Source organism: Aequorivita capsosiphonis DSM 23843, from assembly GCF_000429125.1.
Lineage (GTDB): Bacteria > Bacteroidota > Bacteroidia > Flavobacteriales > Flavobacteriaceae > Aequorivita > Aequorivita capsosiphonis.
Map to the genome: position 1 here is coordinate 156,916 of NZ_AUBG01000012.1, position 26,301 is coordinate 183,216.

Annotated in this window: 24 protein-coding genes; 10 read left to right on the forward strand and 14 right to left on the reverse strand. The window is 37.7% G+C overall.

The window, feature by feature from the left end; genetic code table 11:
• Positions 1 to 389 precede the first annotated feature (389 nt).
• Positions 390 to 1,937, forward strand: coding sequence for a hypothetical protein (locus G440_RS0111070; RefSeq protein ID WP_051285307.1), 1,548 nt, complete (start codon positions 390 to 392; stop codon positions 1,935 to 1,937).
• A 131-nt stretch (positions 1,938 to 2,068) separates the two neighbouring features.
• On the opposite strand, the gene G440_RS19850 is transcribed toward G440_RS0111070, so the two are convergent.
• The 3 genes from G440_RS19850 to G440_RS0111085 form a co-directional block, all read right to left on the reverse strand.
• On the reverse strand, positions 2,069 to 2,245 hold the full coding sequence (locus tag G440_RS19850; protein WP_034259406.1) for a CPXCG motif-containing cysteine-rich protein: 177 nt from the start codon (positions 2,243 to 2,245) through the stop codon (positions 2,069 to 2,071).
• A gap of 66 nt (positions 2,246 to 2,311) precedes the next feature.
• Complete coding sequence (locus G440_RS0111080; RefSeq protein WP_026451370.1) at positions 2,312 to 4,036, reverse strand: patatin-like phospholipase family protein; 1,725 nt, start codon at positions 4,034 to 4,036, stop codon at positions 2,312 to 2,314.
• A gap of 79 nt (positions 4,037 to 4,115) precedes the next feature.
• Positions 4,116 to 6,029 carry an ABC-F family ATP-binding cassette domain-containing protein gene (locus G440_RS0111085; RefSeq protein ID WP_026451371.1) on the reverse strand — a complete coding sequence of 638 codons (1,914 nt, stop codon included), beginning with the start codon at positions 6,027 to 6,029 and terminating at the stop codon, positions 4,116 to 4,118.
• 131 nt (positions 6,030 to 6,160) lie between these two features.
• On the opposite strand from G440_RS0111085, the gene G440_RS0111090 reads away from it, so the two are divergent.
• Positions 6,161 to 6,547, forward strand: coding sequence for a DUF983 domain-containing protein (locus tag G440_RS0111090; RefSeq protein ID WP_026451372.1), 387 nt, complete (start codon positions 6,161 to 6,163; stop codon positions 6,545 to 6,547).
• 9 nt (positions 6,548 to 6,556) lie between these two features.
• On the opposite strand, the gene G440_RS0111095 is transcribed toward G440_RS0111090, so the two are convergent.
• The 7 genes from G440_RS0111095 to topA form a co-directional block, all read right to left on the reverse strand.
• A complete protein-coding gene (locus G440_RS0111095; RefSeq protein WP_026451373.1) occupies positions 6,557 to 7,615 on the reverse strand; it encodes an NAD(P)/FAD-dependent oxidoreductase in 1,059 nt (352 codons plus the stop codon).
• 127 nt (positions 7,616 to 7,742) lie between these two features.
• Entirely contained in the window at positions 7,743 to 8,642 is a 900-nt protein-coding gene (gene porN / locus G440_RS0111100) for a type IX secretion system ring subunit PorN/GldN (protein WP_026451374.1), read from the reverse strand.
• Positions 8,643 to 8,661: 19 nt separating this feature from the next.
• On the reverse strand, positions 8,662 to 10,245 hold the full coding sequence (gene porM, locus G440_RS0111105; RefSeq protein ID WP_026451375.1) for a type IX secretion system motor protein PorM/GldM: 1,584 nt from the start codon (positions 10,243 to 10,245) through the stop codon (positions 8,662 to 8,664).
• A gap of 44 nt (positions 10,246 to 10,289) precedes the next feature.
• Entirely contained in the window at positions 10,290 to 10,946 is a 657-nt protein-coding gene (gene porL, locus G440_RS0111110; RefSeq protein ID WP_026451376.1) for a type IX secretion system motor protein PorL/GldL, read from the reverse strand.
• 61 nt (positions 10,947 to 11,007) lie between these two features.
• A complete protein-coding gene (porK, locus tag G440_RS0111115; protein ID WP_026451377.1) occupies positions 11,008 to 12,381 on the reverse strand; it encodes a T9SS ring complex lipoprotein PorK/GldK in 1,374 nt (457 codons plus the stop codon).
• A gap of 113 nt (positions 12,382 to 12,494) precedes the next feature.
• A complete protein-coding gene (locus G440_RS0111120; RefSeq protein ID WP_026451378.1) occupies positions 12,495 to 13,658 on the reverse strand; it encodes a formimidoylglutamase in 1,164 nt (387 codons plus the stop codon).
• Positions 13,658 to 16,192, reverse strand: coding sequence for a type I DNA topoisomerase (gene topA, locus G440_RS0111125; protein WP_026451379.1), 2,535 nt, complete (start codon positions 16,190 to 16,192; stop codon positions 13,658 to 13,660). Before topA ends, G440_RS0111120 begins: the two co-directional genes overlap by 1 nt.
• A gap of 352 nt (positions 16,193 to 16,544) precedes the next feature.
• Here topA and miaB point away from each other — a divergent pair, with 352 nt between their 5' ends.
• The 6 genes from miaB (at position 16,545) to secG (ending at position 22,251) form a co-directional block, all read left to right on the forward strand.
• The gene (gene miaB, locus G440_RS0111135) at positions 16,545 to 17,981 is read left to right on the forward strand and encodes a tRNA (N6-isopentenyl adenosine(37)-C2)-methylthiotransferase MiaB (protein WP_026451380.1); all 1,437 of its coding nucleotides are present in this window, start codon (positions 16,545 to 16,547) and stop codon (positions 17,979 to 17,981) included.
• A gap of 11 nt (positions 17,982 to 17,992) precedes the next feature.
• Positions 17,993 to 18,850, forward strand: coding sequence for a hypothetical protein (locus G440_RS0111140; RefSeq protein ID WP_026451381.1), 858 nt, complete (start codon positions 17,993 to 17,995; stop codon positions 18,848 to 18,850).
• 35 nt (positions 18,851 to 18,885) lie between these two features.
• Complete coding sequence (locus tag G440_RS0111145; RefSeq protein WP_026451382.1) at positions 18,886 to 20,187, forward strand: sigma-54 interaction domain-containing protein; 1,302 nt, start codon at positions 18,886 to 18,888, stop codon at positions 20,185 to 20,187.
• A 97-nt stretch (positions 20,188 to 20,284) separates the two neighbouring features.
• Positions 20,285 to 20,797: an LptE family protein gene (locus G440_RS0111150; protein WP_026451383.1), complete on the forward strand. Its 513-nt coding sequence runs from the start codon at positions 20,285 to 20,287 to the stop codon at positions 20,795 to 20,797.
• 111 nt (positions 20,798 to 20,908) lie between these two features.
• Positions 20,909 to 21,907 carry a hypothetical protein gene (locus G440_RS0111155; RefSeq protein WP_026451384.1) on the forward strand — a complete coding sequence of 333 codons (999 nt, stop codon included), beginning with the start codon at positions 20,909 to 20,911 and terminating at the stop codon, positions 21,905 to 21,907.
• The gene (secG, locus tag G440_RS0111160) at positions 21,904 to 22,251 is read left to right on the forward strand and encodes a preprotein translocase subunit SecG (RefSeq protein ID WP_026451385.1); all 348 of its coding nucleotides are present in this window, start codon (positions 21,904 to 21,906) and stop codon (positions 22,249 to 22,251) included. The genes G440_RS0111155 and secG overlap by 4 nt, the downstream gene beginning before the upstream one ends.
• A 113-nt stretch (positions 22,252 to 22,364) precedes the next feature.
• Here the strand turns inward: secG and G440_RS21230 are convergent, their stop codons facing one another.
• Both G440_RS21230 and G440_RS0111165 read right to left on the reverse strand, forming a co-directional pair.
• On the reverse strand, positions 22,365 to 22,526 hold the full coding sequence (locus G440_RS21230) for a hypothetical protein (RefSeq protein ID WP_157417943.1): 162 nt from the start codon (positions 22,524 to 22,526) through the stop codon (positions 22,365 to 22,367).
• 38 nt (positions 22,527 to 22,564) lie between these two features.
• Complete coding sequence (locus G440_RS0111165; protein ID WP_026451386.1) at positions 22,565 to 23,128, reverse strand: Riean_0653 family protein; 564 nt, start codon at positions 23,126 to 23,128, stop codon at positions 22,565 to 22,567.
• 425 nt (positions 23,129 to 23,553) lie between these two features.
• Between G440_RS0111165 and G440_RS0111170 the strand changes: the two genes are divergently transcribed.
• Together G440_RS0111170 and groL are read left to right on the forward strand one after the other, a co-directional pair.
• The gene (locus tag G440_RS0111170) at positions 23,554 to 23,829 is read left to right on the forward strand and encodes a co-chaperone GroES (RefSeq protein WP_026451387.1); all 276 of its coding nucleotides are present in this window, start codon (positions 23,554 to 23,556) and stop codon (positions 23,827 to 23,829) included.
• A 143-nt stretch (positions 23,830 to 23,972) separates the two neighbouring features.
• The gene (gene groL, locus G440_RS0111180) at positions 23,973 to 25,610 is read left to right on the forward strand and encodes a chaperonin GroEL (protein ID WP_026451388.1); all 1,638 of its coding nucleotides are present in this window, start codon (positions 23,973 to 23,975) and stop codon (positions 25,608 to 25,610) included.
• Between the two features lie 237 nt (positions 25,611 to 25,847).
• Here the strand turns inward: groL and G440_RS19855 are convergent, their stop codons facing one another.
• Entirely contained in the window at positions 25,848 to 26,039 is a 192-nt protein-coding gene (locus G440_RS19855) for a hypothetical protein (protein ID WP_051285309.1), read from the reverse strand.
• The gene (locus G440_RS0111190; RefSeq protein WP_026451389.1) at positions 26,029 to 26,274 is read right to left on the reverse strand and encodes an addiction module protein; all 246 of its coding nucleotides are present in this window, start codon (positions 26,272 to 26,274) and stop codon (positions 26,029 to 26,031) included. Before G440_RS0111190 ends, G440_RS19855 begins: the two co-directional genes overlap by 11 nt.
• Positions 26,275 to 26,301: the final 27 nt, after the last annotated feature.

Here is a 26,301-nt window from a genome sequence, read left to right on the forward strand (position 1 = left end):
TTTCGGTTCATAATGCCGATAGAAATATTGGACTGCAAAGATAAGAAGCTTTTTCGACTTCACAAGCAGTCTTGCATTATTTTTTATAAGTATTATTCGATTAAAAATCACCCCGTATATCTACGGACATTTATTTAATCGTGTTTTCTTGATTACCAATATTTTGCCCTACTTGGGCGGGTGACCCTTAGACATTAAATAGAGTTGAAGAAAATAGAAATCCTCCAAAATCGAGTCCAAAATGGCAACATAAAATATCAATTAAACATTTAAATGGTATGCAATGCGGTTTCCTAGAGTGCCCCGCCAATATTACGGGGCCACAATAATTTTTTACAAGTATTAAATAAAATTCTTTTTGAATTATTTTCTTTAGGTATCTTTAAATTATGAACAAACACCTAAGAAAAATAAGCTACATCATTCTTGCTATTGGTGCTGTATTTATTATCGCTACCATTTCAATAAACATAATCCTGAAAAATAAATTAGAGACATTTATTCAAGAGCGTTTACCAGAAAACATGATCCGCTCTTATGACGATATTACCGTGGAATCTTTTGGTGGTTCGTTATCAATAACGAATGCTTCACTAATTATAAAAAACAAGGTGGACAGTGTGGAACACACTTTTATAAATGTTGAAAAACTAAAAATCTCGCATATTAGTTATTGGGATTATTTGTTTAAAAATGAAATACATATAGAAACTATTTCGCTGGAAAGTCCGATTATGGCCTATTATAAGGATCGGGTAATACCGAACCCGGACACCACTCAAAAAGGTGTTTTTGAAATATACAAACCCATTCTTGTAGACAAAATACGTATAAACAACAGCAAATTTGCCATCTATGAAAAAGCCGAAGACTCTACCATGCTTTATTCAAAAGACCTCTCTCTAGAATTAAATGGAATTAGAGTTGACGACGAAACCATTAGAAGAAAAATTCCCTTAGATTTCAAAGATTACAAAGCAAAAAGTGATTCTGTTTTTGTTAAAGTGGGACCTTATGAAAATCTATCCGTGAGCGACTTTTCCATAAAAGATCGCAAAGCTGTATTTGAAAACATAAAACTTAAAACTAAGTACTCCAAAAAAGAACTTTCAAAAATCATAGAAAAGGAAAGAGACCACTATAATCTTTCGCTAAAATCACTATCACTTGATGCAATTGATTTCGGTTTTAACGACAATGGCTTCTTTGCAAAAAGCAAAATGGTCTCCCTAGCCTCCCCTTCCGCAGAAATTTATAGAGATAAGCTTGTGGCAGACGATCCCAAAATAAAACCACTTTACAGCAAGATGCTTCGGGAACTTGACTTTGAGCTTACGATAGATTCCTTAAAAATTAGCGATGCAAATATTACGTATGAAGAACGCGTGAAAGTAGACAATATGGGAGGTTCCATCGACTTTAAAAATTTGGACGCGGCAATTTCAAACGTTAGCAACACCTATACAAGCCCCGATAAAACCCATTTAAAAATAACAGCCGATTTTATGGAGAAAACTCCAATTTCCGTAGATTGGAATTTTGATGTGCAGAATGAAAGCGATCAATTTTTATTTATGGCGCAAATTGGCTCTCTAAATGCAAATAGAATGAATGGTTTTACCGAACCCAATTTAAAGGTTCGTTTGAAAGGCCATACCAATAAAACGTATTTCACCATCGACGGAAATAATGATACCTCCTCGACAGATTTGAAAATAAATTATTCCGATTTTAAAGTCACTATTCTGAAAAAAAACGGGAAGGAAAAAAATAAATTCCTCTCTACGATTGCCAATATATTTATATCCAAAGACAGCGAGAAAAAAGGAGATATTTACAAAGAAGGAACAGCAAAGGCTACTAGGAACAAAACCAAATCTATTTTTAATTTTCTATGGATAAGTGCAAAAAGTGCGCTAAGTAACGCTATGCTTTAAAGTGCCTAAATAGACTTATCTATTGAATAGCCGCAATGCTTCTTTAACAAAGCATCAATTCTTATTTCTCCCTAAAAAAATCATGATGACTTTTATAATGAGTGTTCAACCATTTTTAAAGATCAAATCTCTTATCCCATCGTAGCTGAAAACCCGACTAATTCGCCAACTTCAAAAGAAACTTCCAGTTCAATGGGGTTGCAGCAAACTTCGCAGTCTTCTATATATTTTTGATGCCGAATGGAAGTATCCAGCAGCATCGAAATCTCTTCCCAACAATGCGGGCATTGAAAAAAATGTTCGTGCATGATTAATAATTTAGATGTGAGACGTTAGATTTGATATGATAGACAAAAAATCAATATTGAAATCTATTATTTTAAAAGATCATTTTCTCCCAATTCCTCTTTGATAGTTTCCTTTACAAATTTATAACCTGCGCTCCTGATATAAAAGAAATTGGCCATAAAAGAAAGGAAGCGGTTTTTCAATAAATATTTCACTATCGATCCTATTCTATTTTTTATTTTCTTTTTATACTGCTTCTCAAGTTCTGTAAAGCTCAGTTTAGGGAAAGGTAAAGCTTTAATTTCCGCATCCACACCGTATTTAGCTGTATCCACTTGATTATTAAAATTGCGAAGTACCCGCATATCTGGAATTATAGGGAAGAATTTTTCACCTTTAATATCCATTGCCGGTACAGCAAACTGAAACCGTTCTTTAATCACATCATTCGGGATTATGTTTAATCGATTTTCTATATTTTCTGAAGAAACGGCAAAATAATACCTTAAAAATGCCTGGCAGTTCTTTCTTCCCAGCTGAAAATCGTGCGCCCTAAAATCACGGCTCAAAAACCCAGCAAAACCAGCGATCGGAGCAGATGCCATATCACTTTTTGGCCGAACCCATTTGCCGTTCACTTCTATCTTTCGCACTGGTTCTATCATAAATTTGGTGCGGTCACTTAAATCCAACGCGTCCAAAATTCCCTCTTGATTAAACATTACTTGATCGCGAAGTGCCCTTAAAAGTCCTTTGGCAATACTCAGAATATCCTTTCCACTTTCCGAAACATCGTGATCTTTATTGGGAAACGGATCAATCATAATCACGCCATATCTATTCTCCTCAATGTGTTTAGGATTCTTTTCTTTCAAAACTTTTAGGCCAATGCCATAAGGTTCATTATTAATAATGCCTCCATCAACAGAATTGAATTTATAAACAGCTCCTTCTGGCAACAATGGCTCAATGCCCTTGGACTGATTAAACAGATATTTTGGATATCGTTTTATGTATTCGGAAGAAATAGAAACCTCCCTTGATCGCAATCCAATGGGGAAAGCGGCGGTACTTAAAGTTGCGTCCTTTAAATAGCGAAGATGTTTTTTTTTGGAAATATCAAGAACATAATAAAGTTCATCTTCACTTTCGGGAATGCCAGCTTTGAATTTATCATTTTTAAGCTTATACCGAAAAAAGCCTCCGTGATTTGTAATAACAGTTCCTTGTGAAGCATCTCCGCGTCCGTCAAAGTTCACCAGAAAATTTATACCGCGTAGGTTGGTCGTTGTTAGGATAATATCTAAGCTATCTGAAGCATATTTGGGTATTTTACGGGGTTCGCGGATTCTTATTGCCTCATTGGCTATACTATCAATTGCCGTAGTGTTTAAAAGCGATCTCACTTCGCCAAACTCTTTTAGATCGTTATTTTTTAAGAGCTTGTCCAAGGTACTGCTTCCGGATGTATCGGCCATATCCACCCAACTTTCGTAGAAAATATTGTTTTTCCCGGAAGGATTGTCCTTATTGTAACTCTTGAAATCTTTATCTGCCAAGGCCAATAATGTGAGCGAACTGGAAATTCCTCCTGCGGAAGATCCACTCATAACGTCAATTTCCACCTCGTGCATCGGGATAGAATGATCGTAATCTGGATGATCAACCCCTCTACTTCGGTTTATTTCTTTGGCCTTTTCCCAAAGATCAAGCGTTTCAATCAAGTAATCCATAACGCCGGCAGTATATGCTCCCGCAGAAACAGCACCGGCCATGGTGATACATAGTTTAAAGGATTTTTCGTTTTCCATAAACCTTAGATTAGATAATACAAACTTGATATTAACAAGTTAACATAAATAATCGAAAGCGTTTATAGTTTGATACTTTTTAGGAAAGCGTATCCAAAGTCTCCTGAAGCATTTCCCAATCCTCCATTAACTTTTTGAGCTTCTTTTTCTTTTCTTGATATTTATCGAAAAAGTGAGGTTTTGCAATGGTTTCTTCGTAATTGATTAGTAGTTCGGTATCGATCTTGGCAATTTCCTTTTCCAAAGAAGAAATGGACGCTTCTACATTGCTCAATTTGTTTTTTGCAGATTTTAATTTCTTCTGAATTTCATATTCCTCTCCAGCGGTTCTTTTTTGTTTTCCTTCGTAAGGAACTACGGTTCGTTTTTCAGCCTCGCGAAGATTTTCAAGATTCCGTTGCTCCAAGAAATAATCAATATCGCCTAAATATTCCTTGATGTGACGATCTTTAAATTCGTAAACCTTATTGGTCAATCCCTGCAAGAAATCCCGGTCGTGAGACACCAAAAGGAGTGTTCCTTCAAAACTCTTTAAAGCGTCCTTTAAAACGTTCTTAGATTTGATGTCAAGGTGGTTTGTAGGCTCATCCATCACAAGCACGTTGAAAGGCTGCAGAAGTAATTTTGCAAGAGCCAAACGGTTTCTTTCGCCACCACTAAGCACACGCACATATTTCTCTACTTCATCACCTCGGAAAAGGAAGGAACCCAGAATATCGCGAACGCGACTTCTATTTTTCTCGTTTGCGGCATCAATCATTGTATCAAGCACCGTTTTAGTACCATCCAGATAATCTGCTTGGTTTTGTGCAAAATAACCGATTTGCACGTTATGACCCAAAGTTAGTTTTCCCCTATGTTCTATTTCGCCTACAATTATCTTTGCAAGAGTTGATTTCCCTTGGCCGTTTTGACCTACAAAAGCAATTTTAGCTTCCCGGTCTACCAATAGATCAACATCCTTTAAAACATTGTTGCTTCCGTAACTTTTTGAAATTTTCTCTGCCTCAATTACTACTTTTCCGGGAGTAACAGAAACTGGAAAACGCAGTGTCATCACACTATTATCATCTTCATCAACTTCAATACGATCAATCTTATCGAGTTTTTTAATAAGTGACTGCGCCATAGTTGCCTTGCTGGCTTTTGCGCGGAATTTATCAATCAACTTTTCAGTCTGTTCAATCTGCTTTTGTTGGTTTTTTTGCGAAGCCAATTGTTGCTCACGCAATTCATTCCGAAGTACTAAATACTGTGTGTATGGTTTGTTGAAATCATAAATCTTTCCAAGTGAAATCTCAATGGTACGGTTGGTAACATTATCTAAAAACATTTTATCGTGCGAAACAATCACCACGGCACCAACATAGCCTTTTAAAAACTCCTCCAACCAAAGGATTGATTCAATATCTAAGTGGTTTGTTGGCTCATCCAAAAGCAATATGTCGTTGTTTTGAAGTAACAGCTTTGCTAATTCAATACGCATACGCCAACCACCAGAGAAGGTTTCTGTCAGTTTTGTAAAATCCTCCCTTTGAAAACCTAAACCTTGTAAAATACGCTCCGTTTCACCTTGATAATTATAACCGCCGTGAATTTCGTATTGATGCTGAACATCGTTTAGATCGACCATTAGTTGGTGATATAAATCACTTTCATAATCAGTACGTTCGGCAAGTTGGGTATTTATATGTTCAAGCTTTTTTTCCAATTTTTTAATTTCGGTAAAGGCTTCATATGATTCTTCCAATACAGTTCTTCCCTTTTCAAAGTCGATATCCTGTTTTAGAAAGCCTATTGAAACTTCCTTATCCATGGCTATTTGTCCCGTATCGTATTCCTGTTCACCAGCGATAATCTTCAGCAAGGTAGATTTACCGGCACCATTTTTCCCTACTAAACCTACTCGATCGCCAGGTTTTAGTTGAAATGTGATTTTCTCGAATAAATAGTCGCCTTGAAAGGAAACGGAAAGATTGTGAATATTGATCATTTACTTTAATTAAGAATTGTAAAAAATTGAAAGCTATTTTGAAGTGTAAAGCTCGAAATATCTTTTATTCAGGATATAGCCTCAAAATTTTTGCAAAGATGCTTAATTTTGCAGCGTTAAAAAAACTGGCAATGAAATTAATAAAAGGCACAAAACTCTACAGTATCCTTACAGGAACCTGCCCCGTGTGCCATAAGGGTGATATGTATATGGAAAACAATCCGTATAAAATCACCAAAATCATGAAAATGCACGATCATTGTAGCAATTGTGGCAAAAAGTACAAAATAGAACCTTCCTTCTTTTTTGGCGCCATGTATGTTAGCTATGGTGTTGGTATCGCTATTGCCGTAGCCGCCTTTATTATTGCATTCTTTTTCATTGGTTTAGACAGAAATTATACTTTCCTCGTAATTATTTTAAGCCAGGTAATACTATTCCCATATATCGTAAGAATCTCTCGTAATATTTGGATCAATGTATTTGTTGATTACGATAAAAAGATTGCCGAACGTTGATCTATTCAGTTAAATTTTTTTCCAGGTTCTTGCCCTTTTAATATTCATTTCTTTTAACAACGGCACATCATCTTCTAAATGCTTATAAAGAATTACTGCCAACAAGGGCGCCATTAAAAAGCCTCTCGACCCTAGGCCATTAAAGAAAACCAAATTTGAATGTTCTTCCCAAGCTCCAAGAAGCGGTCTGTGATCTCTCGTGGTTGGCCGTACTCCAGCGGTTTGCCCTACTACTTCAAAAGAATAATTGATACATGTTTTCAGTTTGGATAGTATTTCGTCTTTAGCACTTTCCGTCGGGTTTAAGCTATAATCATCACGACTGTAAGTTGCGCCCACCTTATAGATGTCATTTCCCATAGGAATAACATATACCGGGCCTTTTAGAAGAGCTTCCAAGTTTAAGTCGGGAGCTTTGATAATTACATATTCGCCTTTGTTACCAACGATTGCATGTTTTGGAAAAAATGGATTTTCAACAACTTTTGCACCTTCTGCAAAAATGATTTTTGAAGCAGAAAAATCCTTATAAAAAACCTTGCTCTCTTTCTGTTGCAACAATTCATATTGAAAGGTTTCCGAAAGCAATACATCTTGGGCATTTAAAAACTCGCGGTAACCCGAAAGCAATTTTTTCGTTTTAATTTGCCCCGTTCCCAAAACTTCACCAAAACCGAATGGGGCTTCAATAGCGGAATTTGAGTTTTTTAAAAATTCCGAAGAAAGAAAGTTTTGCAGCTCTCTTTTGTCGGTTGCAACAGACCAATTGTTTTGTTCTTCAACACATTTAAAAATTCTTAAAACTGGCGTTTCTTGAAGTATGTGGCTTTCTAAATTTTCAGAAATGGTTCCATAAAATTTCTTTGCTACTGGAAAAAAGGCGGCAGCATTCCAAGCCGCAGTAAAACGTTTTAACACCGTAGGATTAAAAACTCCTCCTGACTTTGCAGTAGACCCGTCTTCACCACTATCTATAACTATAAACCGTTTATCATTTTTTTGTAATTGCTCGCAAAAGCTGATGCCCGCAATCCCCAACCCAACAACAATATAATCTAACTGCTTCATTATAATTTAATTATTCAAAATCTACACGCTTGAGTCAATAGGCTCCCAGTTTCGTGGGAATAAAAAACCCTTCAACTTCCTGAATGGAATGTGAAGGGTCTTTGCTAAGAATTAATTTATCTATGGATTAATAATTCCACAAATCTAATTCAGTATTACGTATTTGTTCCTTGATTCTATCAGACTCCAACAACTGCATTAATGCATTATCATTAATATAGTCTTTCACATCTCTGTCTCCTTGAACGTTATCTTCCTTGTATATTACACCGTTAAAACGTCTTGAATTCAACAAATGGTCAAATGAGACTGGTTGTGAGGTATTCTTTCGGTTAAAGGCTTTGGCTTCGTGCAAAACTTCACGAGCGGCTGGAAACCAAATCCAAAACAATTCCACTTTTGCATCAAGTCCATCATCTGGGAAAGCTTTAGAACGTGCTTCATTGGCAACAGGACAAATACCCAGCAACCTATATCTAAGCTCGCCTTGGCGCTTATCAATATACCAATAGCCTCTAATGTGATATTCTGAAATATCACCTGCGTCCAAAGAAAAACGACGAACGTATTGTGGATCTACCACACCTTCGGCATTGAATTGTTCAATCCCTAAGTCAGTGGTATCGCTATAGACCAGTGAGGCTTCAATATCCTTTAACGTACGTTTCTCAGTAAAATATGAGTCTGAATACACGCTTTCAATCTTTCCGTTTTTAATGTTTTTTACCAAAACATCATAAAGAGATCGTCTGCTAGCACCAATATTATTGGTATCTATGGGATAATACAAGGGGAAATTTACCCTCTCATCTAGGTCTATGATTTCCCAAGTTGCTTTAGACCACATAACATAGCGGTCGTCCGTATATCCATAAGGCAACGGCTTATCATTATCATAGGCAATCTGCGCTTCCGTCTTTTTGCCTATTTCTTCTGGTGTTTTGGCGTTAAGAATGTTTACCTGTGCATTTGCACCAGCCATCATTCCTAAACCAAAAACACATAAAACAAGGTTTCTCAAATTCATACCTAAAAGGGTTTTAATACTAATTTGTCAATTCAATAAATACCGGAGAAGTTCTTTTTAACTTAACACTACTTCCAGAAATGCTTGTATTAATATCGAATATCTGAACGGTTTCTCCACGACCAGCTCTTTTTAGAGCAGATTTTGCAGCTCCGTTCAATTTGTTTCCGTTTACTTTTACCGTTGGTTGGCCAGAAACTTTAAAGCTAAATCCAGTTACATTCAATTTCAGTGCAAAATCGAAATCTTGCAACGCGGCACCAATACTTGAAATCTCCAATCCTTGACGTTCCATACGTACAGGACCTCCATTACCATCTTCCCCACGAACGGTTCCAACTGGGCTAGGAATATCCTTGATACGGAATTCAGATTTGGAGCCTACAGGTTTACCATCTGGCAAAGTTCCATTGGCACTTATAGTAACAGTTCTTCCAGCTCCAGGACGCATTACATACTTGCTACCAGAAACTTTTGAAAGTCCAGCTGCCGAAGCGTTTACTTTATTGTCTGGAATTCCAGGAATAGAAACCGTCATCGGGTTGTCTACACCGCGATATACCACGTTCATTTTATCTGCAGCAATTACTGCCGAGTTAGGCATTGAAATGGTTGCAAAAGAGCGATCCACCTTTACTTCAGTTTCATCACCACCTTCACCATAGTACAAGTTTCCTTCAATCTTATGATCTCCAGGAGAACCTGCGCTCACGCTTAATTTAATTTTACCTCCTTCAAAGGTATAATCAGTTCCTTCCACCAATTTTCTGCCATCTAAAGTAAGTTCTGCTCTCTTTGGTTTTGTACTTTCATCAGTACGGCCTAAAACAATAGAACCATCAAATTGCTCCCCAGCATAATAAGCTGATTTTGAGGTTTCCAATAAAGTTGAGTAATTACTGAAAGATAATGCAGCTGCTTGTTGACCCGCTAACATTCTTTGTAAAACCTCACTTTTAGTGGTTTTAATATCTGCTTGTATCTGTGTCAATTTGGTTAAAGAGGCTACTAATGGAAAACCTTCGTAGTTATAATTTAACCATTTTACCTTTTTACCGTTGCGATTTGTAACTTCGGAAGTAGAAAAATTTGATTCGATAGACGCTTTGATTTCCTCAACACCAGCAACTTTAGCTAATGCAGGATCAGACAAAACCGAAATCATCTCTGTACGGTAGGTATTTATTTTATCTAAAAATTCCTGCCCTTCTGCTTTATATTTATCGCCTTTGAAGAAACGCTGATCAAAGAAATCTGCCTTATCCATTACTTCGTAATCTGACGGATCTTTAATTTTAGAAATGGATTCAGATTTAAGCGTTGTTAAATAGTTGTCCAATTCATCAGAAATCTGTGAAATTTCATCTGCCTTTGCTTTTACAGCAGCATATTGTGCTGGTTCGTCAGATGCTTTAACAGCCAATCCGTCCATAAAAGCTTGGTTGCGCTCTCCAGTTGCTACATTGGCAACTGTTATTTTTTCGTTTAATAGTCCAAAAGCCGATAAGACTTCTTTAGACATGTTAAGTGCTAGCATTGCAATGAAAACCAAATACATCAGGTTAATCATTCGTTGCCTTGGGGATAGTTTTCCTCCTGCCATTTTTATTCTTTTTTAAAGATTAATAATTAAGGTGAGAACCTATCTTAGTTTTTTGGTGTCATTGCAGTAAGCATACCTCCGTAAACTCCGTTCAAAGAAGAAAGGTTGGTAGCTAAATGCTTCATTTGTTGCTTTAATTGCTCTGCATTTTCAGCAGCTTCAATATTGGCCTCCGTTTGACGGCTAGTTGACTCGATTTGAACTTTGTAAAGGTTGTTCAATGAATCCATTTGTGCAGCTGCAAGCGCCATCTCTTCGCTATATTTTTTAGTAGAGCTCATTGCTTCGGCAGTAGGAGCCATGCTTTTAGTTGCTCCCTCAAAAGAACGAATGCTGGTTGAGAGGCTGTTCATAAGATCAGAGTCTATACGAGCATCTTTAAGCATCTCATCTAATTTTTTAGACAAAAGACCTTGTGTAGCTTCAGGCTCCTCTTTTACTAATCCTTTACGGGTAGTTCCAGCACCTCCTGACAATTCAGGATAAACCAAAGACCAATCTAAATCGTCATCAACTGGTTCAAAAGCTGAAATTGCGAAAATAATAGCCTCCGTAATAAGACCGATTGCCAAAAGAAGACCTCCGTTCAATGGGCCTAATTCCCAGTGAAGAATTTTGAAAAGTGCTCCCAAAATTACAACGGATGCTCCAAGGCCATAGGCCATATTAAATAGTTTCTTTGATGATTTTGCTTGTGCCATAATGAATTGGGTTTTTGTTGAGAGTTTTAGTTAAGGTTATTTTAGTTAAGTAATTACGAAATTAGCGAGCGTCGCCAAAATTTTCATTTAAGGTTACATCAGTTCCCATATAATCCTGAACAGTTCTAAAGCCAATATAGCTTCTTGCAGAATCTGCATATTCAAAATCACGGGTACTCACTTGAAGATAGTATGCTACATCTTTCCAAGAACCACCACGAACAACTTTTCGCATATTCTCGGTGTCGTTCACATTTGGATTCATGGAAGAAGAATAATCATAAGAAGCGGGATCGTAAGAGGAAGCTACCCACTCGGCAACATTTCCAGACATATTGTAAAGGTTATAATCATTGGCCTCATAAGATTTTGCCTCTACCGTGTAAAGCGCCTGATCTGCGGCATAATCTCCACGAAGCGGCTTAAAGTTTGCCATAAAGCATCCTCTATCGTTTTTGGTATAAGGGCCACCCCAAGGATATGTAGCAGATTGCAATCCACCACGTGCAGCATATTCCCACTCAGCTTCACCAGGAAGACGGAAAGCGTTTACTTGCTGACGTTTTTTAGATTTTTGATATGCATTTTTGTATAAAGTTCTCCAAGCGCAAAAAGCCTTGGCTTGTTGCCAGTTTACGCCAACTACAGGATAGTCACCATAAGCATTATGCCAAAAATAATCATTGTGCATTGGCTCATTATATGAATAATTAAAATCTCTAATCCAAACTGTAGTATCTGGATAAATATTTAATTCTTCTTGTTTTATGAAATCTTTTCTTCTCTTAGACTTATCGCGAGCAGCAGCTTCAATATCCATATAGGTATATTGAAATTTTAATTTGGAAACATCAATTGTTCTTTGACCGTTATACGCTTCTTCAGCAGGAATGTACATGGTATCCATTACTTCAGAATAGTATTCATCTGGATACTTCGAGGTGTCCCATATTAATGGAATTCTATCATTAAGCTTTCTTCCAGCATAATAATCTTCACCCATTCCAAAATAATTGTCATACATATACTGGTCGTATGGAGTCATCTCTTCATTTTCTTGGTCCACAAAGGCAAAGTCCCCAACACCACCATCTCCAGGGGTTGCCCCTACCTCATCGGCCATAATAGCCAAACGAAGTCTCACGGTAGAGTCTCGCACCCAATGAACAAATTGACGATACTCAGAATTGGTTATCTCTGTTTCGTCCATATAGAAAGATCGAACCGTAACGGTTTTTGTTGGCGCATCATTAAGGGCAACAAAATCATCGTCACTTTTCCCCATAATAAATGATCCACCTGGGACAAGCGTCATTCCATAAGGTTTTTCAGGAAACCATTTTTTACCTTTAACCCCAACCAGTTCTCCCCTGTCTCCAGAGTTACAACTGAATAAAAAGGCAACGATCGCAGTCAATGCAATAAACTTCTTCATAGGTATTTAGGTTAAATTTCGGGAGTTATGGGCGCAAACCTATCTATAAAATTTCTAAAAAACAATTTTTTTTTTGAAAAATCATAGAACCCGGTATTAATTGTATTGTTTGATTATACTTCGTTTTTGTGGCGGGCTTTTAGCCACCGTTCAGGAATTTCCTGATCACACGCACCCAAATATTCGCCATAAGTGCAAGGTAATAACGTTCGCCTTTTTAATTTATTATTAACATTTGAAAGAAAAGGCAAAACAATCCACCACCTTTCTGTTTTATTACTCTTTTTAAACTCCAATACCTCATCATCAATAGGAACTTTATAGGAAGTGAAGAGCCTTTCATTTTCAAAATCATCATCTTCCACCCTAAAATTGAAACCTTCAATAAAGTACCAGACTATTTGGGCAACCAACATGGCGCCACTCTTACTCTCAATAGAATCGCTAAGCTCAAAAACACCAAAAGACTTCACGCTATTGCTAATGCCGGCATAACGAGAAATAGCACAAATCTCACGACCGTCAAAACCATTTGGACTTTCGTTAGTTTTATAACTTAATTCTGCGCTTTTTATTGCTGTAACATCTAAGGTAACCATATCTGCATCACGCAGTAAAGGTTCTACAACAGTAATATCTGCGGTAACTTCCCCCAATCTATAAGCATCAAAAAACAACTTTTCCATTAAGGCTATTTCCTGAGGGGCATTAAAAAAAGATTGGTATCCAAGTACGCTATAATTAAAAAGATTATAAGGTTGTTCCACCACCATTTTTCCTACATAAGACTTGTTTGAAATAGGCAATTCAGCATTTCCAAGATCAAAACGGTTGTCTATATTAACCACGTTAACCATTTCTCCCCTTCCATCATAGGCGCGATATTGTGCAAAAGCCAAGTCCTGACTCCCACCGAGAATTAGAGGTACTATATTTTTATTCAACAGAGCCGCGATAACTTCTTTGGCGGCAAAGCGAGTATCCTCAGGAGTTTCCCCTTTTTCAATATCACCAAGATCAATTATTTTGTAATTCCAATTTCCTGGATATAATGCATACAAGGCTTTTCGATAGGGATCAAAAGAGATGGTAGCACCCATAAAATCGAGATCTGCGCGGTTTTCCTTAATACCAAGGATTGCAAATTTAACCTTCTTTAAATCGGGTAATTCACCTGCTTTTGAATGGACTTCAATTTGTTTTCCCAATGTTCCCAATGGCAAAAATTCACGATGGGCTAAAACTTTTTTAGAAACTGGTGCTAAAAATTCTATCATTATTTTTTCTTAGCTGTGGTTTTTTTCGTTGTTGTGGTTTTCTTCTTCGCCGTGGTTTTCTTTTTGGCAGCAGTTTTCTTCTTTGGGCTTTTCTTTGCGAGCATTGCTTGTGCTTCTTCCAAAGTGATTTTATCGGCTTCCGTATCTTTTGGCAGTTCTACTTTGGTTTTCCCTTTAATCACATTAAAACGTCCCCAACGCGCTTTCTCGATTCGAATTTTCTCCTCTGGCCACTCGTTGATCAATTTATCAATTTCCTTCTGTTTTTTAACCTCGATGAGCTCTACAATGTCTTCATCAGAAAGATTATCAAAGTCGTACTTTTTGTTCACATTAATGAACATACTGTTCCATTTTATAAAAGGACCAAAACGACCAACTCCCTTTTGAACCGGCAGATCCTCATACATATATATAGGCGCATCCGCTTTTTTCTTCTCTTCGATAAGTTCTTTTGCGAAAGCCATATCAACATCCAGGGGATCCATTCCCTTTGGAAGCGAAATAAAGGTTTTTCCTAAACGTACATAAGGACCAAAACGACCGTTATTCACCTCCACCTCTTCATTATCATAAACTCCCAAACTTTTCGGCAGTTTAAAAAGATCCATTACCTCTTCAAAGGTTACCAAATGCAATTGTTGGTCTGGACGAAGACTGGCGAATTTTTTCTCTTCATCGTCTGGCGCACCAATCTGTGCCATGGGTCCATATTTACCTAAACGCACCAAAACAACTCTTCCAGATTCAGGGTCTTCACCAAGAATGCGCTCTCCACTTTCTCGATCGGCGTTTTCTTCCACATCTTCAACGCGTGGATGGAATTTTGCGTAGAAGTCCTTCATCATCTTTGTCCATTCCTCTTTTCCTTCGGCAATATCGTCAAAATCCTGTTCTACTTTTGCAGTGAAATTATAGTCGAGAATATTTTCAAAATGCCCTACTAAAAAGTCATTGACAATCATTCCAATATCTGTAGGGACGAGCTTTCCTTTATCTGAGCCTACTGTTTCCTTTAAGGTTTTATCTTTAACAGCATCTTCTTGAAGCGTTAGCTGTAGATATTTACGCTCTACACCTTCAATAGTGCCTTTTTCAACATAATTTCTGCTGATGATCGTCGAAATAGTTGGCGCATACGTAGACGGTCGGCCAATACCCAACTCTTCCAATTGTTTTACCAGCGAAGCTTCCGTAAAACGATACGGCGCACGAGTAAACCTTTCGGTTGCCGTTATATAATTATTTTCAAGTGCATCGCCTTTTTTCATATTAGGCAACATTCCCTCTTGCTCTTCTTCCTCAAAATCGGTTCCTTCCAAATAAACTTTTAGGAAACCGTCAAACTTTATCATTTCACCATTTGCACTGAAATGTTCTGAAACTTTCTCCTTCGAAAGCACATCAATTTTTACATTTGTACGCTCTAATTGCGCATCGCTCATTTGTGAAGCTAGGGTTCGTTTCCAAATTAAATCGTATAAACGGGCCTGATCGTGATCGCCTGTTATGGTGTGCTGGCTCATATCTGTAGGGCGAATGGCTTCGTGAGCTTCTTGCGCACCTTTAGATTTCCCTTTATAATCGCGGGGTTTACTATATTCTTTTCCGTAGGAAGTAGTAATTTCCTTCTGCGCCGCACTTTTAGCGTCATTGGAAAGATTCACGCTATCGGTACGCATATAGGTTATAAGTCCAGCTTCATAAAGACGCTGTGCTATTGTCATTGTTTTTCCAACTGAAAAATATAATTTTCGAGCGGCTTCTTGTTGTAATGTTGAAGTGGTAAAAGGCGCAGCAGGCTTTTTGCTTGCAGGCTTTTTCGTTAAATCTGAAATTTTATAATCAGCACCCAAATTCTTCCGAAGAAATTCACGTGCTTCTTCTTCTGTATCAAAATTCTTAGGAAGTTTCGCTTTAAACTTACTCCCTTCCAATGTGGTAAATTCTGCATCAATTCTGTAAGAACCTACAGGGTTAAAAACTTCAATTTCCCGTTCGCGCTCAACAATTAATCGCACTGCAACAGATTGCACACGTCCGGCGGAAAGTCCACCTTTCACTTTTTTCCAAAGTACCGGGGAAAGTTCATAACCAACCAAACGATCCAAAACGCGACGCGCTTGTTGTGCGTTTACCAAATTGTAATCAATTTGACGTGGATTTTCGATAGCTTTTAAAATGGCAGATTTCGTAATCTCGTGAAAAACAATACGCTTGGTTTTGCTTTTATCCAATTTTAATTCTTCAGCCAAATGCCACGCAATAGCCTCACCCTCGCGATCCTCATCACTCGCTAACCAAACCATTTCAGCTTTTTTAGAAAGTGCTTTCAACTCGGCAACCAACTTCTTCTTGTCGCTGCTAACTATATATTTAGGTGTGAAATCTCCAGCTACATCTACACCCAACTCCTTGGACGGAAGATCTGCAATGTGCCCAAAACTGGAGGACACCTTAAAATCTTTTCCAAGAAATTTTTCAATGGTTTTCGCTTTTGCGGGGGACTCAACTATCACTAAATTCTTTGCCATATCCTATCTTATTAAGATTGCAAAAGTATGTGAAATTTTTAATACGAAAGATTAAGCTTGTGAAATTTGAATTTGCTTTTGCGGTTTTTCACCGCGAATACACTAATAAATATAGGAAACAGCTTCATATTTTACACGATTTTTAAAACCCCTCCCACCCGAACCTATCAGTCATGAGACAGATACGAAACCTATTTAAGTAAAAAAAATCATTCGAGCATTCGTGGCAAACTTTCACCCACAATTAAATTATCCAAAAACAAATCTGCCACTTTGTCACCGTTAGCAATTAATTGTATCTTTGCCAGTTCCATGGCTGAAGTTTCAGATTTACATTGAAGATTGATTTTTTATGAAAAAGGTACTAGACGAAAATACACAAGGAAACACGCTAACTTTAGAAGCGCGTGAAAGCAATTCCAAAAAATTATATTTAGAAAGTTACGGCTGTGCTATGAATTTTAGCGACAGTGAAATTGTGGCTTCCATTCTTGCCGACGATGGTTACAATACCACCAATATCATGGAAGAAGCAGATTTGGTTTTAGTGAACACCTGCTCCATTCGTGACAAAGCCGAACAAACCATTCGCAAGCGTCTGGAAAAATTTAACGCTGTAAAACGAATCAATCCTAAAATGAAAGTGGGTGTTTTGGGCTGTATGGCGGAACGTTTAAAGGAAAAATTTCTAGAAGAAGAAAAAATTGTTGATTTGGTGGTGGGTCCAGATGCCTATAAAGACATTCCAAATCTTTTAAAAGAAGTGGAAGAAGGCCGCGATGCCGTAAACGTCATTCTATCTAAGGAAGAAACCTATGGCGATATTTCGCCAGTGCGATTGGGAGGTAACGGAATCACAGCTTATGTAAGCATCACTCGTGGTTGTGATAATATGTGTACCTTTTGCGTAGTTCCTTTTACGCGTGGCCGTGAACGCAGTCGCGATCCACATAGTATTTTAAACGAAGTGAACGATTTAGGCGAAAAAGGCTATAAAGAAATCACGTTGCTGGGTCAAAACGTGGACAGCTATTTATGGTATGGTGGCGGCTTGAAAAAAGATTTTAAAAATGCTTCGGCAATGCAACAGGCAACGGCAACCGATTTTTCACAGTTGCTCGCTATGGTGGCAGAAGCTCAACCGCAAATGCGCATTCGTTTTTCAACTAGCAACCCACAAGATATGGGGGAAGATGTTTTGCATGTTGTAGCCAAATACGAAAATGTTTGCAACCATATTCACCTTCCCGTTCAAAGCGGAAGCACGCGAATTTTAAAGGAAATGAATCGTCAGCATACTCGTGAGGAGTATATGAAGTTGATTGACAGGATTTGGGATATCATTCCTGATTGTTCCATTTCGCAGGATATGATAATCGGTTTTCCTACAGAAACAGAAGAAGATCATCAAGAAACCTTGAGCCTGATGGAATACGTAAAATACAGTTTTGGCTATATGTACAAATATTCCGAAAGACCAGGAACTTCGGCTGCCAGAAAGCTGGAGGACGATGTTCCCGAAGAAACAAAAAGCAGAAGATTGACCGAGATTGTAAACCAACAACAAAAACATAGCGCCATTCGTACAGCCTCCTTTTTAGGAAAAACCGTAAAAGTTTTAATTGAAAAAGAATCGAAAAAAGATAAAGATGAATGGAGCGGGAGAACAGAACACAACAATGTTGTGGTTTTCCCGAAGGAAGACTATAAAGCAGGAGATTTTGTACTAGTGAAGATAAACGATTGTACTACTGCTACCTTGATTGGTGAAGCGGTGGGATATTCATAAAACAATTTAATATGAAAAAAATATTTCTTTTCCTTTTCACCTTAGTATTAATTAGTTGTTCGTCTGATGATTCGCCCAGTGAAGAGCAATCTGGCGATGAAGATTTACATATTTCCAAATTAACGGAAATAAGCAATGACCGTGTATCTATAAGATATTATAATGAAGATGGGACTATTATAAAGGAACTAGGTATGAATGTTGGAGACAACGAGGATGACAGGTTCTACACGCGGTATGAGTACGACAATCAACAAAATTTAAAGAGTCTTAAATTTTATTCCGCAAATGATGAATTTATTAGAGACTACCGTACTTATGAATATGATAGTAGCAACAGGCTAATAAAGCTAATAGATTTTGGAGATGGAGCTCACGATCCTTATATTACGAGCTTCGTTTATAGTAACAATAGAGTAGATTTTGAAGAAACGATAACTGAAAAAGTTGGTTCAATTTTATTTGACATAAACGGTAGAATTACTGAAACAAGACATCAGTCAAGTCCATCTGGTTTAACGATACATTTCATAAGCTACAATTCAGACAATCAAGTAACTGAAATAAGCCAGCCAAGCGGAACATCATACACTTTTGAAACTAACACTACCACAAACCCTTTGTTTCAGTTTTTCATTAGTAAGCCTATGCAGTATATGCTTACCGAACATTATTTATATGATATCGATTTCACATTTGACACATCATACTCCGTAAATAATGTCACTAAATTTATTGAAAGTCAAAATAATTTTCCAGTGGGCACGGAGGAAACTACTTTTCAATTTAACAACAATAATTATCCTATTAGCTCAACTACAATTAGAGTTAATGGTTCAATCATAGAAAGGACATTTGAATATTATTAATCACACAAATTCCCCCTTTGGGGGTTAGGTGGCTTATGGAAAACATACAAGCAACAAAACAACGTTTCGGAATTATAGGTAACGACCCAAAACTAAACCGGGCCGTGGAAAAAGCAATACAGGTAGCTCCTACTGATATTTCGGTACTGGTTACAGGTGAAAGCGGCGTGGGAAAGGAAAGTATCCCAAAAATTATCCATTCGCTTTCACACAGAAAACATGCAAAATATATAGCTGTAAACTGTGGGGCAATTCCTGAAGGAACTATCGACAGTGAATTATTCGGTCACGAAAAAGGTTCGTTTACAGGGGCCACAGCAGCCCGAAACGGGTATTTTGAAGTGGCTGATGGCGGAACCATCTTCCTTGATGAAGTTGGAGAACTACCACTGCCAACGCAAGTACGCTTACTTCGCGTCCTGGAAAATGGAGAATTCTTAAAAGTAGGATCCTCCCAAACCCAAAAAACCGATGTACGCATTGTGGCTGCCACCAATGTGAAAATGGTGGATGCTATTGAAAAAGGAAAATTCCGCGAAGATCTTTATTACAGGTTGAGTACAGTGGAAATAAATCTTCCTCCGCTGCGCGAAAGAAAGGAAGACATACACCTACTTTTCAGGAAATTTGCGGCAGATTTCGCGCAGAAATACAAAATGCCAACCATCCGTTTAGATGACCGCGCCATAGATTTATTACTTAAATATCGATGGAGCGGAAACATCCGTCAGTTGCGCAATGTAGCAGAGCAGATTTCGGTTTTGGAGCAGACTCGTGAAATTACGTATGAAACTTTAAAACATTATCTGCCAGACATGGGCAGTAACCTTCCGGCAATTGTAAATCAAAAGAAAGCCGAAAGCGATTTCAGTAGTGAACGCGAAATTCTTTATAAAGTGCTTTTCGACATGAAACGGGATGTAAACGATCTTAAAAAACTAACTTTGGAATTAATGAAGACGGGCAATGCAGCCAAGGTGAAAGAAGAGCAATCCTCACTGATAGATAAAATATATTCTGAAGAAACTGAAGCGGAAGAAGAACTGGCTTCCATAATTGAAGAAGAGAACAACGGTGACGATAACGACGTAGAAGTTTTTAGCATTCCCGAACACTCTTCGGAATCCTACGGCTCCGTTCAGGAACCCAAAAGAAAAGACAAATATGAATATGCAGAGGATATTGAGGAAGAAGAAAATCTTTCGCTTCAGCAAAAAGAATTGGAGCTAATCAAAAAATCCTTGGAGAAATACAGCGGAAAGCGTAAGGATGCTGCCGATGAATTAGGCATTTCTGAACGAACGCTTTATAGAAAGATTAAACAGTATGACCTTTAGTAGTCGGTAGTCAGTAGTCAGTAGTCAGTAGTCAAAAGTCAATAGTCAATAGTCAATAGTCAATAGTCAATAGTCAAAAAAAAACATATAGTTTTAGATGTCAAAAATAGTTTCAATTTTATTTTTTATAAGCCTCGCATTTTCTTTTCAGAGTTGCGGGCCCTATTCATTTACGGGAGCGGATATAAATTACAGCACCACCAAAACGGTGCAGGTAAAATATTTTCAAAATAATGCACCCATTGTAGAACCAGGAATCGGACGCGATCTCACACAGAAATTACAGGATTTACTCCTTAATCAAACAAGTTTAGACCTTGTTAACAGCGGAGGCGATTTGGTGTATGAAGGTGAAATAACACAATTTTATATTTCACCAATCACGGCAACTTCTAACAGTACCGCGGCGCAAAACAGGCTCACCATATCGGTAGCAGTTCGATTTTTTAACACCAAAGACCCACTGAAGGATTTTGAGCAACCCTTTAGCTTTTACTATGACTACGACGGACAAACCCAGCTAACCGGATCAAAACTGGACGCTGCAGTGGATATTGTGTTTGAGCGAATAACACAGGATATTTTTAACAAATCGCTTGCGAATTGGTAGCATTTTTTAATTAACCTAGCTTAAAGAGAAAAAGATCCCAGCCCAAAGAGAGCGAATTGCAGACTCCCCTTTAGGGGCTGGGGTAAATTACAAAACATTGAAAATCAAACATTGAACATTGAAAACTACACATATCTTTTAGCAAATCCACAGAAAATAACTTCTGGGGACTTATCGACGTTGGAATCTATCATTCAAAAATATCCTTATTTCCAGAGCGCGAGGGCATTGCAACTAAAAGGCTTGAAGAATGAGAATAGTTTTTTATATAATGACGCCTTAAAGCTAGCCGCCGCGCATACAACAGACCGGGATATTCTTTTTGAATACATCACTTCAGACCGATTTATACAAAACGAAATTTCGCAAAATATACTCCAGCACGATTCATCTGTGAATGAAATAAATGTAGTTTCCGAAGATATTTCTGAACAAGTTAGTGCAGCAAATGATCAAGCCGAAATGAAAAAGGCCGAGGATATCTTGAATCCAGGGCTTTTCCAAAGAAAAATTCAATCTATTACTGATCTAGTTGAAAAGAAAGAGGAGGAACCAGCGGAACTTCTACAAGTAGATAAACCTTTGGAGTTCACAAAAAGCGACACCCATTCATTTTCTGAATGGTTAAAGTTGACAAAAGCCAAACCCATTGCGCGTATAGAAGACACAGCAGCATTGGATTTCGAAAATACAGAAGAAGCAAATTTATCCCAAGAGAACTCGAAGCAGGACCTGTCCTCCGAAACGTTAGCGGAGAAGGACTTGTCCACCGAAGCTTCAGCGAAGGAGGAAGCTTCAGCGAAGGAGGAAAAAGAGCGGAAATCGAAACTTATTGACAGGTTTATCCAAGAGCGACCTAAAATAATTCCTACAGAATCACCCGTGAAGACTGTTAAAAAGGATGATTCCACAAATATAGCCGCAGCTTTCGCACAAAGCTCAGAGTCGCTGATGACGGAGACTTTGGCTAAAGTTTATTTACAACAAAAGAACTATAAGAAGGCAATTCAAGCATATAAAATATTAATTTTGAAAAATCCCGAAAAAAGTGGTTTCTTTGCAGACCAAATTCGAGCAATAGAAAAATTGATTAATTCAGAACAATCATGAGTACGTTTACAATATTTTTAGTTTTAATAATGATAGTGGCCTTTTTGTTGGTCGTAGTGATAATGGTTCAAAACCCAAAAGGCGGTGGACTTTCTTCGTCGTTTGGCGGTGGTGGTGGTGCACAGATTGGTGGCGTGCAGAAAACGAGTGACTTTTTAGATAAAAGTACTTGGACCCTTGCAACCATTATGTTAGTGTTGATTATGTTTTCCAATGTTTTTGTTATGGGAAATAGCACGATGCGTTCTAAAACATTTGACGAAAATGCAATTCAGAATACCATTCCTGCGGTTCCTACAACTACAGATACTCCAGCACAACCAACAACGGATAATCAAGAATAACATTCTTTTATAAAATATTTGAAGCACCATTCCTCTTATTGAAGAATGGTGCTTTTTTCATGTACAATATCCTGAAGATGATTTTATTTTATGATTTACTCATATTATAATATTTAAAGAAAATTGCTGTCTGCCACCTTGCTTTTGTCCAGCCCGCTTAGGGTGGTATTGATCTGCGTGGCAAAAGTAGTGTTGACGGTTTGGGCCGTTAGGTAGAAAAACGAGCCAAGACATAGTAACAGTAAAGCTACCGTCTTTTTTAATTGTAGGTCCATAGATAAAGATTTAGGGTTAATATAATTTAATTATTGTTTCATTCTGTAAATCTCATATCAAAACGACCATCACGTATTTCGTGTACAACGCCCGCACTATCTTTCACATCAAACCAAAAAGTACCAGACACGATATGATTGTCAAAATCAAGTTTGGTTATTGTTAACTCTCCGGAGTGGACAAGGCTTGTATAAGAAAAATTAAGGTTATAAAAATAAGAACCATATGCATTTTCATCTATATTTTCCAAGAGATTATAGGTTTCATTTTGTTGTATCTCCTTTCTTTTTGTATTAAGAGAAATTCTTATTATATTATTATTAGAATCTCTTTTGCTACCTTGTAAAGAAAGATAATAACCACTATTTACATATTGATAAACACAATCCATCTTATTAGGTATATTACCTGGTAAATACACCTCCCCATCCAGCAAACAGCCAAAAGTACCAGCTCCCGTTTGGGTAGCAGGAGGCAGTTGGTCCACGGGTTCTGTGGGTGGGTCATCATCGTCATTTTGCCAACAGGAAATAGTGGTGGCCAGAAAAATGAGCAGGATGTATTTTGGCAGCATAATTAGTTTAGAAAAGTTGTTTTTCATATTGGGGCAATTTATGGGTTAACTATTGGATTATAAATGTAGTAAAAAAAGACTAAAAAGTATAGTTTAAAGCATACCCAATTGCTTTGGAGCGACAACGGTCGTGTTTTCGGTTTTATTTATCGTAAAAATACCCCAGCCTTAGCATCCATTCTTAAGGAAAAATATTTAAAACCCTTACTGAAATTATATCGGCTCTGTTGGATGTAGTTCGGAAGCTACTAGATCATGTAGTTTTTTCGTAATTCAAAAAGTATTATTTCCATAAATATTAGGTTGTTTCTGACAAGCTGGCATTTTTATTTTATAAACTGTCAGTTTATAGGCAGTGGCACAATTTCTGCCCATTAGCAATCCGAACATTTGAACATAAGTTTAACAATAGATTCCCGCCTGCGCGGGAATTACAAAAATAAAATTTTACTATGGCATTAAAAATTCAACCGCTTGCAGACCGTGTATTGGTGCAGCCAGAAGAAGCAGAAACTAAGACTGCATCTGGTCTTTATATTCCAGATTCCGCAAAAGAAAAACCACAGCAAGGTAAAGTAATGGCTGTTGGTAAAGGAAAGGAAGACTACAAAATGACCGTAAAAGTTGGTGACACCGTTCTTTACGGAAAGTACTCCGGTAGCGAATTAAAGCTTGACGGGAAAGACTACCTCATTATGCGCGAAGATGATATTCTCGCCATCATTTAAATTCCAAACCCCAAACACCACATTCCAAAGTTGGAATTTGGAATTTGTTTTTTGGAATTTCTTCAATAGTCAAAAAGTTTAAAATTTATAAATATTAACCTGAAGATTCCCAGGTTCAAAAGGGAGTCACAAAATAAAAATTTATGGCAAAAGATATAAAATTTGATGTAGAAGCCCGCGATGCAATTAAACGTGGCGTTGATGCATTGGCAAACGCAGTAAAAGTAACATTGGGGCCAAGAGGTCGTAACGTTATTATAAGTAAATCATTTGGTGCACCTCAAGTAACTAAAGATGGGGTGACCGTTGCAAAAGAAATTGAACTTGAAGATGCGCTGGAAAACATGGGTGCTCAGATGGTAAAAGAAGTTGCTTCAAAAACCAACGATCTTGCTGGTGATGGAACAACTACCGCTACCGTTCTTGCTCAAGCAATTGTAAAAGAAGGCCTTAAAAACGTTGCAGCCGGTGCAAATCCAATGGAGCTGAAAAAAGGTATAGACAAAGCTGTTGCAGCAATTGTAGCAGACCTTGAAAAGCAAACTACAACAGTTGGAAACTCTTCTGAAATGATAAAGCAAGTTGCTTCCATTTCATCAAACAACGACGAACTGATTGGGGAGTTAATTGCTAAGGCTTTCGGAAAAGTTGGAAAAGAAGGTGTAATAACCGTTGAAGAATCAAAAGGAACTGAAACTTATGTTGATGTTGTTGAGGGAATGCAGTTTGACCGTGGATACCTTTCTCCTTACTTCGTAACCGACTCTGAAAAAATGCAAACTGAATTGGAAAACCCAATGATTTTGCTTTACGATAAGAAAATCTCTTCAATGAAAGATTTGCTTCCAGTACTTGAGCCAGTGGCCCAAGCAGGAAAATCTCTTTTAATCATTGCCGAAGATGTTGACGGCGAGGCATTGGCTACTTTGGTAGTTAATAAACTTCGTGGATCATTAAAAATTGCTGCTGTAAAAGCTCCTGGTTTTGGTGACAGAAGAAAAGCAATGCTGGAAGACATTGCAATCTTGACAGGTGGAACCGTAATTTCTGAAGAGCGTGGCTTTACCTTGGAAAACACAACTATTGATATGTTGGGTTCTGCGGAAACCGTTACAATCGATAAGGACAATACAACTATCGTAAACGGTGCAGGAGAAAGTGATAACATCAAAGCTCGCGTAAACCAAATCAAAGCTCAGATTGAAACTACAACTAGCGATTACGACAAAGAAAAATTGCAAGAGCGTTTAGCTAAATTGGCTGGCGGTGTTGCCGTTCTTTACGTAGGTGCAGCTTCTGAAATTGAAATGAAAGAGAAGAAAGACCGTGTGGACGATGCCCTTCACGCAACCCGTGCGGCTGTAGAAGAAGGAATCGTTGCTGGTGGTGGTGTAGCTTTTGTTCGTGCTATTGCAGTACTTAAAAAGCTTACTACTGAAACTTTAGATGAAACAACAGGAGTTCAAATTGTGGCTCGCGCCATTGAGTCTCCACTTCGTACTATTGTTGAAAACGCAGGTGGCGAAGGCTCTGTAGTTATTAATAAGGTTTTGGAAGGCAAGAAAAACTTCGGTTACGATGCTAAAACAGAAACCTATGTTGATATGCTAAAAGCTGGAATCATCGATCCTAAAAAAGTAACTCGTATTGCACTTGAAAATGCGGCGTCAGTTGCTGGAATGATCCTTACCACTGAATGTGCTTTGGTTGACATCAAAGAAGACAGTGCCGGTGGCGGAATGCCAGGTGGTATGGGTGGTGGAATGCCAGGAATGATGTAGTATATCGTTGAGACAAGGCATGCCTTGTCTGTACGCAGTAAATTAGTAAAAACCCAAAGGTCTTCGAGACCTTTGGGTTTTTTTATAATTGAAACAACTTCAAAATCACTTGCTTTATCGCTCGATCGGGCAAAACTCACTTTCGCTTCCGCAACGGATCCTGGTTGGTGTTGAAAACAGAATAAACAATTACCGCTTCCTGACTTACCTCATATATAATGACATACGGAAATCTTTTTAAGGGAAGCTCTCTAAAGGAAGGTTTTTTTTTAATTCAAAGGTTGGAATCTCGGTTTTTAAAGTTTCAAAATAATCATCGAGATAAATAAAGAATTCAATACCTAAATTTTCTTTCTTGGATTCATAATAATCCACAGCTTCTTTGATTTCAAAATCCGCTTCTTCTTTAATTATCAATTCAAGAGCCATATTTTTCTCTAATATCGCTTTTAACTTCCTCCCAAGAATATGATTTTGATTCGCCCGACAAATGTCTCCGTCTTCGTGCCTCTACCTCTTTCCAATGCCATTCAGGAACTTGTGAAGAGCTTGCTTCTGTATTCAGATTTTCAAAGATGCGTTCCAAGTACTCGAGATTTTTATCATCCTCAATAATTTCTGAGAATTGAGCTTTTAGTTTTTCCCTCAATTTTGTAGTTTCCATCGCTTGTCTGTTTTACTCAAATATAAT